This is a genomic window from Niastella sp. (assembly GCF_045805085.1).
Lineage (GTDB): Bacteria > Bacteroidota > Bacteroidia > Chitinophagales > Chitinophagaceae > Niastella.
In genome coordinates this window covers 1-15870 of sequence record NZ_JBJMLX010000550.1, presented here as the reverse complement: position 1 = coordinate 15870, position 15870 = coordinate 1, and the positions used below count along the sequence as shown (strand labels likewise).

Here is a 15870-nt window from a genome sequence, read left to right as displayed (position 1 = left end):
CCCAACATAGGAGATGGTCAGGATAGAATTCCTGGCTGCCGTAATGGAGAAATTACCACTGGCGTCTGTTACGCTGTTATTTTTTACCGTGGCGCCCAATACCGTAACACCGGCCAGCGGTGCGCCGGTTGTTTTTGATTTAACAACACCATGAAGGGTTTTGGTTTGTGCCACTACAAATGAGGGCGATATTCCCAAAAGGACAAATGCAATACATGTGACGATCCTGATCATTGTATATAGTTATAGGTTAGCAGTTATATTACCTGGCAGGCAATACAAAGCACACTTCCATTCAGGAAGTCATTCAACATGCATTCATTCAAGGGAAATAAATCGGCAAAAACACCGGCATGGGCTGCGAACAGCACCATCCGGACCACCGGAGTGAATTATAGACAGCTCAAAGATATACTCTGTAAAAGTATTGTCAAAATTAATCTACACTTTTGGTGGACTATACAGATAAAATGGTATTATTGCAGGGAAGCAATTTTACTTACCGTATGACGTGTGCTGAATTTGAACAACTAAATAAGCAGGAACAAATAAAGGTAATTAGCCACTATGGTGATTTTGTGGCTGATAAGGTAGAGGCAGGTAACCGTTATTATTTATATGCGATCAACAGCTTTTATGTGGAATTATTGCATGAACTGTCGAACCCTAACACCAATGGACTTGTGGTGAACAGGATCCTGGCTGTTGCGGAGGCATTTGAGGTCAGTTGTGAGTAGTGAGTGGACGCCCGCTCACTACTCACAACTGACCACTCACAAGATTACTTTATAAACACGATCGCGCCTGGGTTAACGGCTGGTGACGTTGAAAACGAAAACTTCTTTTTACCGGTTTTATCAAAGCAAAACACTTCACCTGAAGTTGTATAATCTTTTGCATCGGTAACATACACATCTCCATTCTGAGGATCTACATTTAAACCATATGGCATAGTTATACTGGTGCCATCAGTAACAAAGTTGGCAGCATCCTGTTTAAAATCGGTAGTGCTTAATTTGCGTACATATTTTGAACCTGAATAACCACCGGTTGCATACAAAGCGCCATTATAGTATTGAATGCGACCGGTAATGGTATCGGCTATTTTTACCATTGAATTGGTGCTTGTACTGATCTTGGCCAGTTTGGGCATAATGCTGCTAAAATAATCACCTGAACAAATAACATAAATATTGCCCGACTCGTCTGCTGTCATAAAGCTTGGACTTAAGCCGGTTTTTATTTTTTGCAATTCGGTCATCGAAGTTAAGTTGATAACAGAAATGGTTGAATCCTTAACCGTTGCCAGGCCACCGGAGTTGGCCACATACAATTTATCGCCCAGCACTACCATTTGCTCAGGATTGGCGCCTACAGTAATCTTTTTTTCAATAGTCTGTGAAGCCGTATCAATTACTGCAACCGTACCATCATAAGCGGATACGAGCACTTTATTTTTATAGGCAACTACATACCTGGGCTGGCTTTTAGCCCCGCCTGGCGTTAAAAAATCGATGTTTTTGATCTTTTGACCGGTTAGCTTATCGGCAATCGTCAATACGCTCGATGCATGTACTACGATATACAATTTACCACCATAGATCAACAGGTCGTTACCGGTATCACCGAGACCTGTGCCATTGTTTGCTTTGGAAAAAAAGTCTGTACTAACGGCACCTGTACTTTCATTGTAATATGTAAGCATGCTATTATTAAACCCATAATCTCCTTCACTTAATACATACACACCGGTGGTAACTTTTGGCGCCGACGAATCGTCTTTATCTTTTTTACACGATGCCAACCCAGCTACAAAAAGGGTGAATAATAAAATGATCCTGTTGTGTTTCATGTTGATGAATTATAAATTATTAAAAAGCAAACTTATTTTCCATGATCTGCCGGGCATAGGAAAGTACCGCACCACGTCATATTTTTGATCGGTAAGGTTATTGAGCTCTCCCTTTATTTGCAGGTTGTATTGTTTGATATTTAATTGCCGGGCAACAAATACATCATGTACACCCCAGCCATCAACCTGGTTATAGGGATTGTTTTCACCCAAAACATAACGGGCGCCTGAAAAAAGCAGGCTATAACCACCCGTCCAGCGCCGGTAATTTACACTGATCAATGCGGAACCTGAATGATCAGGTGTATACGGTATCCTGTTCTTATAGGTCACACCGGAAGGATCAGTGATATCCAATGCATGCTGAAAAGTATAGGCCATGCGGATGAACCAGCTTACGGGTTCGCTGGTAGCGCCATCTGCTTCAGCCGTTACATCAAGCCCCTTAATACTTACTTCACCCAGGTTCAGCATGGTCCATACAAACAGGTTCTTATTGGGAAGGGCAACTATCTTGTCTTTAATTAAATTGTAATACCCATCTGCACTTATGCTGACATGTTTTAACATCCCTTTGAAGGAAGCTGAATACACCATACCTGCATTGTACTGACGCGCATATTCAGGATTCAGGGAAACATTCCCAACAATACGGTAGTACAGGTCATTGAAAGTGGGCATCCTGAAAACATGCTTATAAAACAAGCGAAACATCAACGGACTGTTAGCCGTTAATTTTCCACTGAATGCGAAGGAAGGCGTTAATTTGTTAATGGTCTTGGCGGCTACCCCGGTTTTCACCTGGTCATTGATAGTAGTAAGCAATGCAGCACCATTCAACTGCCAAAGCGGGCGAACGTAATTGATGGCAAGGCCATTCCAAAAGCTTTTACGGGCGGGATACACAAAATCAGGCATATTGGAATTGAGCTTCGAGTACGCGGCATCTGAAGCCGCTGATACAGTCAGATGCTCCTGTATAAGCTGACTAAGGGCTGCACTGAAATAGTATTCATATTGCGTGTAACGATTATCCAGGCCGCCTGCATTGTTCAAATAATCGGGATCAATGTATTTGGTATAACTCCGGCTGGCTTTTGCCGATACAAGCAAGCCCGTGCTATTATTATTGAAAGATTTCCGGTACCGGCTTTGTATATAATAATCATTATTCCACAAGTGTTGCACCGACCGTTCATTATAAAAGATCACTACCCCCGGCAATCCCCTGCTGCTAGTATACCCCGACAGCTTCACCTGCCAGGTAGCGCTGTCGGCAAACTGTTTAAACAGGTTTACTTCTCCCTGAAATGATCGCAGTTCCGCATTCTCGCGTTTGGTGTTCAGAGAAGAACTGCCATTATCGATGTGATAAGGATAATTTCCTTTTGAGAAAATGCCTTCTGCATTTACGCCAATGGCCATTTGTTTGGGCAATACCCGGTTCATACCTGCCGAGGGTTGCCATAAACCAAAGGAGCCCGCTTTCATCCCTGCCTGCCAATGATTGCGTTGCAGGGCTTCGGTTGAAAAGGACAATGTATTAATAGAGAGCATGGCTGCTGATCCATAAGCCCGTGCGGGCTGTAACATAGTTTGTGCATTCGCCTGTTGCAGATCGATGCTTTGTACAAAGGTCACTGAGTACTTACTTAGATCTATTTGCCCCGCCTGCGCATCAGACACGGGTATACCATCGTAATTGACGCCGGTATTTTGTGCGCCAAGGCTTCTTACCGAAACGGTCTTTAATCCGCCAGCGCCTCCATAATCTTTTACCAGTACACCGGAAAAGAAGCGGGCCGCATCGCCCACGGATGGCGCATTGAGCTGTTGCAGGGTTTGCCGGTTTAATGATTGCGCCGGCGTAATGGCCGTGAAGGTTTGTTTCTTTTTCTGAGAACCCACCGTCACTTTTTCCAGGACCTTTACAGTGTCTTTTTGTTGGGCAAAAAGCACAGCAGGCAACAGCAGCCCGGCCGCAATAAAAGCATATGTAATAAAAGCAGTCTTCAATCAATTGTTTTTGGGCGCAACAGGGAACAAACAGTAAAAACAATAAGTGAGGAGGCGCGAAGGCAGGCCTTTAATTGTTTTTACCAGCTTCTTCCACGAAAGCCGATAAATAAGCTTGCTATGGCAGGTCTTCTGGCTCGTTTCATTTGTTCAACACCTTCCCTCCCGACGTATCGGGAAGTGGTTTGCAGATTGAACAGTTGTGATTGATAGTACCATTCACGAAACTTACAGCTGCGGGACAGCCCCGGAATTACACCGGGTTCCCTTTTAATCCATCCCAACGTAGTCGGGAAAGAACCATAACAGGCGCAAATGTAGGGTAAATTTAGAAAATGTGGCTAGGAAGTTGACAAGTTAACAGGTTGACAAGTTAACAGGTAAGTAGAAGGTTTGGGTGAATAAAGTATGAGGTTGATAGAGTTGATAAAGGTCAACGCTGTCAACCCTATCAACTGGTTACTTACTTTGAAACCCTTACCTCAAACCTGTCCTTCAAACAGGTGTAGGGATCAATCACTTCATACACTGTTTTTGCGGCAGTTGGTTTCACGGTAATTGACCTGGTGGTTTCTTTGCTTTTGTTCCATTTGTAAGTACCGATAAAGGAGGCTTTCAGGGTGGCGGTCGCTCCTTTATTAACAGTAATGACTTCGTTCCTGTTTACATCTTTCATCATTACAAAATGGTCCCTGATCTTTCCGTCGGAGCAGATCCATTTCAACTCCAACCGGTTTTCATTTACCTCGAGCATGGAAGCGCCGCCAAGTTCATTGTAGGAATAGTACATGGCATTGTGCGGATAAGCAGCCTGCCTGGTGCCCATGGCGCCGGCTGAACCTGTAACCACATACACCGTTCCTCTGTTTGCCGAATCTTTTATATACGGACAGGAATTTGCACTGCCGTCATATAAAGCGGAGGAAGCGCTCAGGTTATGTTGGGTGGCATTGAAGGTGGCTTCCATTCCATAATGTCCGTTCATCAATCTTGATCTTTCAAACAAATGACTATGACCGCAAAGGATGAGGTCAACGCCATAGCGCTCAAGGATGCGGATGAAGTTCTCTCTTATCTTCACCAACTCGGTTTCATTGTCGGAGTTGTGCGAACCCATGGTATACGGCGGATGATGCCAGTACGCCACCACCCAACCTCTTTTCGTATTGTGAAATGCATCGAGGTCTTTTTTTATCCATTGCACCTGTGCGCCCAGGGTATCGTATAAGCGGGTTTCATTTTCTTCCTTGCCATATGAATCAATTGACAGGAAATGCACATTGCCAATATCAAAAGAATAATAGGACTGGCTGCCAGAGGCAACACCACCACACTCCCCTTTTGTTGGCATGGAAAAATTCTGGTAATACGGAATATCATGCGTTATCTGCGCCGTTGCTTTATACTGGTCAAAATCATTGTAATCGTGGTTACCGGGGGCGGGAAATAAAGGATATTTCTTCAACAGGTTATCCTTATAGATATTGAAGAATTTTTCCTGGAACTCCGGGTCCTGGCCAGCGTTATAAGCATTATCGCCCAGCAGGATCCAGGCATCCATAGGTTTATCGGCCAGGTATTTTATAACCTGGTCGCGCACCGAACGCTGGTTAACGGAATTATTGCCGCAATCGCCAAAAACGCCGATGCGGTAAGAACCTTCTTCCCCGGGTGGCGGCAGGGTAACAAAATAATTATCGTTTCCTTTTTGCAAGGTATCACCTACGCCACCACCAATGGCATAATAGTATTTTGTGCGGGGCGAAAGACCTGTTATTGTAACCTTGTGTTCAAAGGTGAGCGTTGGGTCTGCAGCCAGCCCTTTCAGGTCTTTTTCATCGGGACTATAGTTCACCACGCTTCTTTGTAACGCATCGGTTCGCCAGCGAATAACAATGCTGGTACTGCTGGCCACCTGTAAATAGGGTCCGCGGATCAATTGGGCCTGCACTTCCACCTTTCTTTGGGCGCTGCTGATAAATGGTAACAGAAGCCCCGCTAATGCCATTCCGCCAATTAATTTCCTTTTTAATGAATTCACTGATTTGATTTATTGATGAACGATCCTTCTGGTTCCGCATCATCCAATGTATGGATAAAGCTTATAATACTGGCCGCTTCGTTTGGGGTAAGGTGTAATGGCCTGGGCGATAAAGTTTGATTGTTGATGGGCAGCTTTAACCCGGCTGCCCCGCCCTGGTTATAAAACTCAATTACAGCTTCCAAAGTTTTAAAAGCGCCATTGTGCATATAGGGCGCCGTAGCCGCCGCATTGCGCACCGTAGGCGTTTTGAATGCCTGTTTGTAATATTCCATAGGGAACAGCGGGTACCGGCCCATATCGGTGTCTGCTACGGGTTGTAACAGATCGTCGGTACGCGTAGTGCCCAACACTTCAAACTCGGTTCGATCGTACAGGGGTGGCGTTAACCCATTGAACAGCGGCGCAAAATGACAGGTGCCGCATTGCGCCTTGCCCATAAACAGGTTGAACCCTTTTATTTCGGTAGCTGTCAGTGCAGGTCCTTTTCCCTGGATATAGTTATCGAACCGGGAACTGCGGGGATTCAAACTGCGCACAAACGCGGCAATACATTCGGCCATCTTATCAATTGGCGAGGCGACGCTTATCAACTTTTTGTAGGTTGTATCCTGTTGCAGATGCTTCACAATCGCCCCGGAGTCGGCATTCATTTCCTGTACATTGAACAGCACCGTCTTCACCTGGCTTTGCAGACTTTCGGCTTTTCCATCCCAAAACTGCCGGTACTGAAATGCGGAATATAGCAACGAAGGCGCGTTTCGCTGTACGTGTGAATGCCCGTCAAACGCAATGCTTTGCGCCAGCCCATCGGTAAAATGTTTTTCGGGCTGGTGACAGGTGGCGCAACTTATTTTGTTATTGCCCGATAACCCCGCATCAAAAAACAACCGGCGGCCCATGGCTATTTGCCATTGAGCGCTGCTATCAGTGCCGGGAAAGGCATTTAAATTAAGAAAGGTTGGATTGAAAAGATCACCGGCTTCATAATTCAACACCCGGGTTGTATTGAGTTGTAATTGCCATTCTTTTATGAAAGCCTGCAACGATCGTTGTAAAGGCAGGGCATAAGCGGTGAGAAAATGAAGGCGGTCGAAACTGTCAAAATCAGGATGCTGGTACAGGTAGTCAATACAGCCAGAAAGATAATTGGTAACCTCCGCTCCTTTTTTGGTGGCATTGCCCACAAAAGGTTGCAGCACCGTTTGCAGGGCGCTGAGCGACATTTCCGACTCGGCCATCCCTGTTTTCAGCAAGGGCGCATCAAAGCCGGTTATGCCGAGGGTGATCACGCGCACCAACTCCAACTGTACGCTTTCGAGCAATTGTTTGTCAGTGGCGGTAAAACCGTATAATAAAGCATTCAGGTCTTTTGCCGAAGAGTTTATCACATCGGCCTGTTGTAATAACTCCCGCTTTTTCATGGCGGGATGTTCTTCATACAACAAACTTTCGATCACCTGTAAGCCGGTTGGCTCCCTGAACTCCATATAGGGTTCTTCTATTTCATATTTAGACGGGCTGTTATAAATAAGCGCGGCGCTTTTAAAAAAATATTCCAGGAAGAAGGCAATCTTTTTATATTGCAGGCGGGCCCTTTTTAATGCAGCGCGGGCTTTCAACAGGGAGGCAGTATCATCATTCAGTGTAACAATCGACTGTTGCAGTTCACCTGTAGCCGATGCAAATGCCACTGCATTGGTTGTAAACCAGGCCAACGCAACAGGCACACCGGTATCGGGCTTTGAATGGGTAAAGCCAACCGCCATTACCAGGCAGAAGAAACAAACGATCAATCCGACGGCTATTTTCATGCGTTCGGTGGTATGAATTGCTACAAATGTCACTAATGTTGGCCCCGGTGGTTTTATTAATAGCGGCAAAGAAACAATTCGTATGTTATGTTTATATTAACCCGTCCTTTAAGGCTTTTAAATAAGGCTTATTGTTCGACTTTTTAATCACAATTTCATGGCACTGGTTAAATTTCGCAAATGCTTTTAACGCATCAGTAAGTTTCCCGAGCATGTCCCTGGTCAGTTTCACCGGCTCAAAGTGCAGGTTGTGCACGATCAATTGGTTTTGTTTTCTATCGGCTTTTGAATCCATGCGGGCGACAAAGGTATCGCCTATTAATACGGGCAATGAAAAATAACCGTATTTCCGTTTGGGAGCAGGCACAAAACACTCTATCTGGTAATCAAATTCAAAGAAGTCTTTTAACCGGTGTCTGAATACATTCAACGCATCGAACGGGGATAAGATAAAGGCATCGCCGGCCAGCGTGATCTTTTTGTTTTTATAAGCCGGCAACATATAGAGCGGTCCTTTCAATCCTTCAACCGCCACGGGCAGGATCTCTTTCTCCGCTGCCATTTTCTCCAGTTCCTTTTTCACCAGGTTATCTTTTACATAATGCGCGCGCCAGGCCATTTCTTTTGCATAAGCAACGCCCATGCTTTGCAAACAGCGTTTGATCACATGCCGGGCAAATTCCTCAGGTGTGGGTATGTCGGTATCGATGTCGGCAGGCACAATGTTCCGGGGCAGGTCATAGCGTTTATGGAAATCTTTTTTCCGCGTTACCATCAGCTGGCCACTCATGTACAATCGTTCGAGCGCCACCTTCGAAGGGCGCCAGTCCCACCAGCCGGAGCTGGCTACCTGGCGATCGTTATCAAAGTCCTTTACGCCCAACGGCCCATCGCGCCCTACCCTGTCCAGCACCTGGTTCATGAGATTGATCTCGGGCTGTTCCAATGGATACCTTTTGGCAAAGCTTGCTTTTATGGGCAGTGAAAACCGGAAGTCGTGCATGGGCATATAGCCTGCGTCACAGGTGAAATATTCAAATACCCTTCCATCATGCTGCAATTCTTCGAGCCAATCCTGTTTATAATCGGGCACCCGCGCATAGATGGCGTGGTGATGCGCCCGCTCCACCACATAGTTGGTATCGAGCTGAACAAAACCCAAATGATCGATAAGCTTGTACACAGCTTCGCGCCCTTTTCCAAACTGCGCGCGTTTGGCCAGTCCGGCCGCATGGAGGATGATTTTTCTTGCCTGTTCTTTGGTAAGGATGATCTGGTTCATACGTGTGTGATAAAGTTAATGAAAAGAGTTGACCAGTTGACGAGTTGACGAGTTAACAAGTTGACAAGTTAACGAGTAGAACAGGACTTGCCCCGATGAAGTTGGGGTTGAATGCAGAAGCGAGGCTGGAATATCGGAAACCCTTTCACGTTTCACGTTTGCCGTTTCACGATTCCTCATTAATTCACAAATGTGAACGAACCCGCCGTTTCACTGCCATTACTTTGTACCTGCAAATCGATCATACAATGAAAGCATTAACTAAAACATTACTAATAATAATGATACTGGCAGGGCCGGTGGCCTTTAGCCAGGAAGCCGGTCCGCGGGTGCTGACCCTGCAACATGCGTTTGAGCTGGCTGAACAAAACAGCGCGCAGTTAAAAATTGCGGCGCAAAATACCGAACTGGCCCATCAGAAAATTGACATCGCCAAACTGGGACATTTGCCCAATATTTCCAGTGCCATTAATTATGGGTATTTAAGCAACTCTCAAATATGGGACCCGTCTTTTGGCAAACATATTACAGCGCACGTTCCGCACAACCTGACCCAATTTTCCGTGCAGGCATCGGAAACCATTTTCAGGGGTGGTGAAATTGCCAACAATATAAAAAAGGCCAGTCTTGAAGAACAGGTGGCCCTGTTAAACCAGGAAAAAAACGGGGAAGACATAAAATTCCTGGTGGCTGCCAAGTATCTGGATATTTATAAACTCATCAACCAACGCCAGGTTTTCGGGAACAATACCAAACTGGCGCAGGAACGGCTGAAGAACATCCTGCACCTGCAAAAGCAGGGGCTGGTTACCAATAATGATGTATTGCGCACCCAACTCATTATCTCAGACCTTGAACTGGCCATCCGTAAAACAGACGATAATATTAATATCCAAACGCAACAACTGAATGTGGTATTGGGGCTTGGGCTGAATGAACAATTGATCCCCGATACCACCCTGTTATCACTTCCTTTTAAAAACGTGACCATTAATCAACTGATGGCGACAAGCTATGCCAATAACAAAGACCTGAAAACGGCGGCCAAAGAAATTGAAATTGCCAAAACCAACCTGAAAGTAATTAAGGCGGACCGGTATCCGGAAGTAAGCCTTTTCACCAGCAATAACTTTCAACGGCCGTATACCAATTCCATTCCGGCCCAGGACATTTATTACAATATCTGGTTGGCGGGCGTAAGTGTTAAATATAATATCTCTTCCATATACCAAAGCCCCAGAAAAGTAAAAGCCGGAAAAATACAGGTAGAACAATCCCTTGCCAGAGAAACCCTTCAAAAGCAAAATGTGGAATTATCGGTAAACGCCGCTTTTATAAAATATAAGGAAGCAAAAGATGAACTGACCACTTATACCGATGATCTGAAGTCGGCTGAAGAAAATTATCGTATCGTGGAGAAAAAATATTTCAACCAGCTGGCCCTGCTCACCGATATCATCGATGCGGCCAATACAAAAATAGAAGCAGAGCTTAAAGTAAGCACCGCGCAGATAAACATTGTATACGCGCATTACCAGTTACAAAAATCAATCGGTTTATTATAACATTTTCAACTCACTTATATGAAACAGAACGCTCACAAAAACAAAAAAATGATCGTGCTCAACGGTTTGTTGATCACGGCGGCCCTGGCTTTTATTGCCTGGGGCACCTCCACCTACCTGCAGCTGAACAGCGACCTGTACACCAACGACGCACAGATCGAAGCCTACATCAACCCTGTTAATACCCGCATCCCCGGTTATATTAAGGAAGTTCGTTTTACCGAGCACCAGCATATAAAAAAAGGCGATACGCTGGTATTGATCGATGACCGGGAATATCAAATTCAACTGGAGCAGGCAGAGGCGGCTTACCTGGCAGCCACTGCGTCAAAAACGGTAACCGCTTCAAGCGTCAATACCGTACAAAGCGGCCTGAGTATTTCCGATGCCAACATCGCTGCCGCACAGGCCCGGTTGTGGAATGCGGAAAAACAATACCACCGGTACGAGAACCTGTTGAGTGAAGGCGCCGCCACCCAACAACAATTTGACCAGGTAAAATCTGAGTACGATGCACTGGCGGCTCAAACCAAAGCATTGATGCAACAGCGCGCTACTACCAACCTTTCCACTGTAGAAACAACCAATAAGATCTCCGTAAACAATGCAGACATCAAACGTACGCATGCTTTGATGGAATATGCCAAACTGAACCTGTCCTATACAGTTATTACCGCGCCTTACGATGGCGTTACCGGCCGCCGCAACATCCAGGAAGGCCAATTGTTACAGGCCGGACAAACCCTGTTATCGTATGTACGGAACGACAGCAGCTGGGTGGTTGCCAATTACAAGGAAACACAAATAGCCCGGCTTTACATTGGGCAAAAAGTAAAACTGCAGGTAGATGGCTTTGGTGGACAGGAACTGGAAGGCATAGTATCTGCGATTGCAGAAGCAACAGGTTCCCGGTTCTCTGCCATCCCTACCGACAACTCAACCGGGAACTTTATAAAAGTGCAACAACGCATCCCGGTTCGGATAGAGTTTGTAAAAAATGAAAACAACGCAGCCCTGCTCAGGCGCTTCAGGGCCGGAATGAACGTAGAAGTTCGGATCGCTCATTAAAAATAGTTGAGTCATGGAAATCAAACCACTTTTTTATGCCTGGGTTCCAACATACCTCCGTTATGCCATCTTAACGCTGCTGACCTTTGTAGCCCTTTGTGTAAATGGCGTATTTAACGGAATAACCATTGACATGTACAGCGATCTGGGGGTGTATGCAGAACCATTTACCATGGCGGGCAACGCCCTGTTCATCGGCATGGGCACCAGTATTATATTTATGATCCGGCTTTTAGGCAGACTGCCCATCAAAACACTGGCGCTCACGGGTTTTATTATGCAGTTGTTGATGAACTGGGTATGCGCCACCACCAGCGATCCTACTATAACAGTAGCTGCTACCTTTGTATTGGGATTCACAAAAATATTTACGGTAGGGCCCATTTATCTGGCCTGGTTAGGGATCTGGAGCAAAAAAATGGAAACTGCCCGGTTATATCCTTTCTTTTATTTTATGGTGCTGGCCGGTTTGTACTTCATTACCTGGTTTACCGCTTACCTTACTAACCTGTATTCGTGGCGGTACGCGTATTATGCAATGTTTATCCTGATAGCTATCAGTATTATCCTGGCAGTTATTTTCATCGAACATCATCCATTAAGAAGGAAGATCCCTTTATACCAGCTGGATATGCCCGGGCTGTTGCTGTTGATTACTTCGCTAATGCTGATCAATTATGTGGCCGTGTACGGAAAGGTAGAAGACTGGTTCAGTTCGGCAGCCATTACCACCGCATGTTTTGGCGCAGTTATCACCCTCCTGTTGTTCATCAGGCGGGAGCTGTTACTCAAACGTCCTTTGTTGAACCTGCAACTGTTCAAAAAAACCAATTTCAGTTTGGGTCTTGTGCTGCTTGTGCTGTTGAGTGTATTTACACCGGCCACTTTTCAGGCCGCTTATTCAGGTAGTGTGCTTCACTTTGAATCAATCCGGAATGCAGAATTAAACCTGTATCTGATCCCTGGTATTATTGCGGGTTGCCTTATGAGCTTTTTCTGGTACCGCCATAAATACAACGGCCAGTTGCTCATCATCATCGGATTTGCAGCCATGGTCGGATATCACATGCTGATGTATGGCAGTTTTGTGACTGATCTGAACATTGCAGATCTCTGGTTGCCTTCCCTGGTTAAAGGGTTTGGACTGGCGCTGCTGTATATTTCCATTGGCCTGTATGCAACGGCCGGCTTTCCTTTTCCTCATGTGCTTAAGACAGTAGGGGTGATCGTACTGGTACGTTCCTTTCTGGCGCCGGGTATTATTTCCGGGCTGTATAGTTATTTTTTATATGCAGAAAGGACCAGGCATTTATCAAAACTGGCCACTCACATCGATGCCAATGAGCCCCAGGTATTGGCACAGGGTAATATTTCCAGGTTCTATCAAAACATTCAACAGCAGGCAAGTTTAACAGCATTAAAGGAAATCTCGGGAACTATCATTATTTTTGGTTTATCGGTTATTACGATACTGATGTTAATACATATTTACAGGAAGATAAACCTAACTGCATTACATGATACCGGTAGAAACTTGTGAGCCTTTTTTTAATTATATGCGAAAGTTTGTAGAACCCGATACCGATACCATGCAGTTAATAGCCGACCATACCAGTGAAGTAACGCTGCCCGAAAAACATCTCCTGCTCCTCGAAGGCAAGCCGTGCGACAAGATCTATTTCATTGTATCAGGGTTGGGCCGCTCGTACTATACCGACTTCTCAGGTAAAACCATCACCTGGAATTTTTATTTCAACACCCCCGAAAGTATCAGTAAAAACCTGTTTGCCACCGATTACCGGGCTTTTCTCCAAAACAATCCTTCTTCAATAGCCATTGAAACGCTTACTGAGGTAAATGCCTTACTGTTCACTAAAACGCAGGTAAATTATTTGATAGAAAAATCACTTATATACGAACGTTGGATGCGGAAACTGAATGAGAGCGCCTTCATGAACATGTACGACCGGGCCTTTACCCTGCTCACTATGGCAGCCGCAGACCGGTATCAAAAGTTAGTAAAAGAAGAGTCGCATTTATTGCAGATGTTCTCCAACTATTATATCGCCTCCTACCTGGGTATTGCCCCCCAAAGCCTGAGCAGGATCAGAAGCCAGCATTAAGCTCTCCTCGCTTATATTTATTCGCAAATGTGAAGGGAATTGCTTCCGGCAGAAGCGAACTTCGGGAAATGAAAAGAGCAGTAGTAATAGAACATGTGAGCCTTGAAATAAAAAACAGTTTTGATCAATTCACCTATCAGCTGGAAAAAGCATTGGGCATTTTAATGCCGGTTGCGCTCCGTTCATTAGGCGCCGCTCCCGCCTCTACGGTTTGCTATTTAAACAGTACCTGCGATAAAAACAACCTGATGATCTATAATATTATGTCACAGGAAGACCTGCCCCAAAAAGTGCGTTATAAAAAAGCAAAGCAATACCAGCTCGGCAATCCTGAAATAATGGACAGAATGATAGACAATCATACCGGGGCCGGACTGTATTTACCCATTCACCTGCTTGTTTATGAAAACGAGCAAAAGAAAGTGATCGTTGAATATGACCTGCTTTCTTCTCTATGCGCCCAGTTCAATAACACATCCCTGCTGACTGACTCCATTGCTCTCGACAACAATCTTATCATGCTTATTCAAAAAGCTGATAATACGTGAAAAAGGCAAAGGGCAGAGGGCAAAGATGAAAGGCGGCAGGCAGTGGGCAAAGGGCAGTAACTGACAACTCACCACTCACTTGCCCTTCCTTTATCAACTTTATCAACCCCGTCAACTCTATCAACCTCCTACTTCACCCCCACGAACTTGTCAACTTGTTAACGTGTTAACTTGTTAACTCGTCAACTGGTTAACTGGTTAACTGGTCAACTGGTTAACCGGTCAACTTCTTACCTCCTACTCCCTAACCTTATACAACCTCGCCCCAAACAAAAAGATGATGAAATAACAAACAATAGGCAGGTAATACGCCGTAGCCACATCATGATTGGCAACCAAACCCATGACATAAGGAAAGAAAGCCCCGCCTACCACCCCCATGCTGATAAAAGAGGAGGCCTGTTGGGTATGCGCGCCCAGGTTCTTTAACCCCAAACTAAAAATGGTGGGGAACATAATACTGAAAAAGAAGTTGATCAGTAGCAGGGCGATAAAGGAAGTCCAGCCCCAGCTTTGCGCTACGATGAGACAACACAGGATGCTGCCAAAAGCAAAGGCCGCTAACAATTTATTGGGCGCGATGAATTTCATCAGCGAGGTACCCACTATCCTACCCGCCGCCATCATGGCCATAAACAGGATCATATAATTACCGGCTTCGGCATCGCTGAAACCCATTTTCTCATGTCCATAATTAATAAAGAAACCCCATGTGCCGGCCTGCGCCGCCACATTGAAGAACTGGGCAATGGCCGCCCAGGCAAAATGACGGTGTTGAAATAATTTTTTACCAGGCGTTGTATCTATATTCACGGCCTTCGCATCTTTCGCATGTGGATCGGTAAGTACCGGCACCTTAACAAATGCAAAGGCCAGGGCCACCAGCGCAATGACGATACCAATGCTACTGTACAAAACTTTTACGGAACTTAGATCACCACTGCCGGTGCTGCCTGCCAGCAAAATATTACTGCCCAACGCGGGACCTATCATGGTGCCTACGGCATTGAATGACTGGGAGAAGTTGATGCGGCGGTCGCTGGCTCGTTGATCGCCCAATGCGGCCACAAACGGATGCGCCACCGTTTCAAGAGTAGCCATTCCACAACCCAAAATAAACAGCGCGATGCGAAAGAAAGAAAACGATACACTATTGGCGGCCGGCACAAACAATAAGGCGCCCAGGGAAAATAACGAAAGCCCCAGCAGCACCCCCATTTTATAACCAAACCTTTTCATGAACAACCCGGCGGGAATGCTCATTACGAAATAAGCGCCAAATACGGAGAACTGGATCAGTCCCGATTGGGCTTTGCTCAGGTTCATTACATTTTGAAAATGTTTGTTCAGCACATCACTAATGGAATGCGCCACGCCCCATAACAGAAAGAGCGACGTGACAAAAACGAAAATAACGATGTATCTTTTTTCGGTAAAAGCGGCTTTATTCACAGTAGTAGTTTTAAGGTTTTATCCAGATGGCCTGCCCGCCGGAAGGAAGCAGTTTTACTTCCAGTACCGTAGCGGCGGTTATTTTTTTCTCCTCTATTTTTACTTTGGT

The 15870-nt window shown here is 45.4% G+C and carries 13 protein-coding genes and 1 riboswitch; of the genes, 6 read left to right on the top strand and 7 right to left on the bottom strand.

What is annotated here, in order from left to right:
• The coding region (locus ACJ751_RS28675; protein ID WP_407748975.1) for a carboxypeptidase-like regulatory domain-containing protein at positions 1-234 on the bottom strand (234 nt) is incomplete at its 3' end.
• A 215-nt stretch (positions 235-449) separates the two neighbouring features.
• Between ACJ751_RS28675 and ACJ751_RS28670 the strand changes: the two genes are divergently transcribed.
• Positions 450-737, top strand: coding sequence for a hypothetical protein (locus ACJ751_RS28670; RefSeq protein ID WP_407748974.1), 288 nt, complete (start codon positions 450-452; stop codon positions 735-737).
• 44 nt (positions 738-781) lie between these two features.
• Here the strand turns inward: ACJ751_RS28670 and ACJ751_RS28665 are convergent, their stop codons facing one another.
• The 5 genes from ACJ751_RS28665 to ACJ751_RS28645 all read right to left on the bottom strand — a co-directional run bounded on the left by ACJ751_RS28665 (position 782) and on the right by ACJ751_RS28645 (position 9005).
• Positions 782-1852, bottom strand: coding sequence for a DUF5074 domain-containing protein (locus ACJ751_RS28665; protein ID WP_407748973.1), 1071 nt, complete (start codon positions 1850-1852; stop codon positions 782-784).
• Positions 1853-1861: 9 nt separating this feature from the next.
• On the bottom strand, positions 1862-3868 hold the full coding sequence (locus tag ACJ751_RS28660; RefSeq protein ID WP_407748972.1) for a TonB-dependent receptor plug domain-containing protein: 2007 nt from the start codon (positions 3866-3868) through the stop codon (positions 1862-1864).
• Between the two features lie 104 nt (positions 3869-3972).
• A riboswitch (cobalamin riboswitch) is annotated at positions 3973-4188 on the bottom strand.
• A 143-nt stretch (positions 4189-4331) separates the two neighbouring features.
• Positions 4332-5909 carry a purple acid phosphatase family protein gene (locus tag ACJ751_RS28655; RefSeq protein WP_407748971.1) on the bottom strand — a complete coding sequence of 526 codons (1578 nt, stop codon included), beginning with the start codon at positions 5907-5909 and terminating at the stop codon, positions 4332-4334.
• A complete protein-coding gene (locus ACJ751_RS28650) occupies positions 5906-7723 on the bottom strand; it encodes a cytochrome c peroxidase (RefSeq protein WP_407748970.1) in 1818 nt (605 codons plus the stop codon). Before ACJ751_RS28650 ends, ACJ751_RS28655 begins: the two co-directional genes overlap by 4 nt.
• Before the next feature lie 91 nt (positions 7724-7814).
• Entirely contained in the window at positions 7815-9005 is a 1191-nt protein-coding gene (locus tag ACJ751_RS28645) for a winged helix-turn-helix domain-containing protein (RefSeq protein ID WP_407748969.1), read from the bottom strand.
• A 248-nt stretch (positions 9006-9253) separates the two neighbouring features.
• Between ACJ751_RS28645 and ACJ751_RS28640 the strand changes: the two genes are divergently transcribed.
• The 5 genes from ACJ751_RS28640 to ACJ751_RS28620 all read left to right on the top strand — a co-directional run bounded on the left by ACJ751_RS28640 (position 9254) and on the right by ACJ751_RS28620 (position 14309).
• Positions 9254-10570: a TolC family protein gene (locus ACJ751_RS28640; RefSeq protein ID WP_407748968.1), complete on the top strand. Its 1317-nt coding sequence runs from the start codon at positions 9254-9256 to the stop codon at positions 10568-10570.
• An 18-nt stretch (positions 10571-10588) separates the two neighbouring features.
• Positions 10589-11638: an HlyD family secretion protein gene (locus ACJ751_RS28635; protein WP_407748967.1), complete on the top strand. Its 1050-nt coding sequence runs from the start codon at positions 10589-10591 to the stop codon at positions 11636-11638.
• A 13-nt stretch (positions 11639-11651) separates the two neighbouring features.
• Positions 11652-13178, top strand: a complete 1527-nt coding sequence (locus ACJ751_RS28630) for an MFS transporter (RefSeq protein WP_407748966.1) — start codon at positions 11652-11654, stop codon at positions 13176-13178.
• Positions 13179-13194: 16 nt separating this feature from the next.
• Positions 13195-13761 carry a Crp/Fnr family transcriptional regulator gene (locus tag ACJ751_RS28625; protein WP_407748965.1) on the top strand — a complete coding sequence of 189 codons (567 nt, stop codon included), beginning with the start codon at positions 13195-13197 and terminating at the stop codon, positions 13759-13761.
• A 68-nt stretch (positions 13762-13829) separates the two neighbouring features.
• Positions 13830-14309, top strand: a complete 480-nt coding sequence (locus ACJ751_RS28620; protein WP_407748964.1) for a DUF302 domain-containing protein — start codon at positions 13830-13832, stop codon at positions 14307-14309.
• A gap of 237 nt (positions 14310-14546) precedes the next feature.
• Here ACJ751_RS28620 and fucP read toward each other — a convergent pair whose 3' ends face one another.
• On the bottom strand, positions 14547-15761 hold the full coding sequence (fucP, locus tag ACJ751_RS28615) for an L-fucose:H+ symporter permease (protein WP_407748963.1): 1215 nt from the start codon (positions 15759-15761) through the stop codon (positions 14547-14549).
• Positions 15762-15870: the final 109 nt, after the last annotated feature.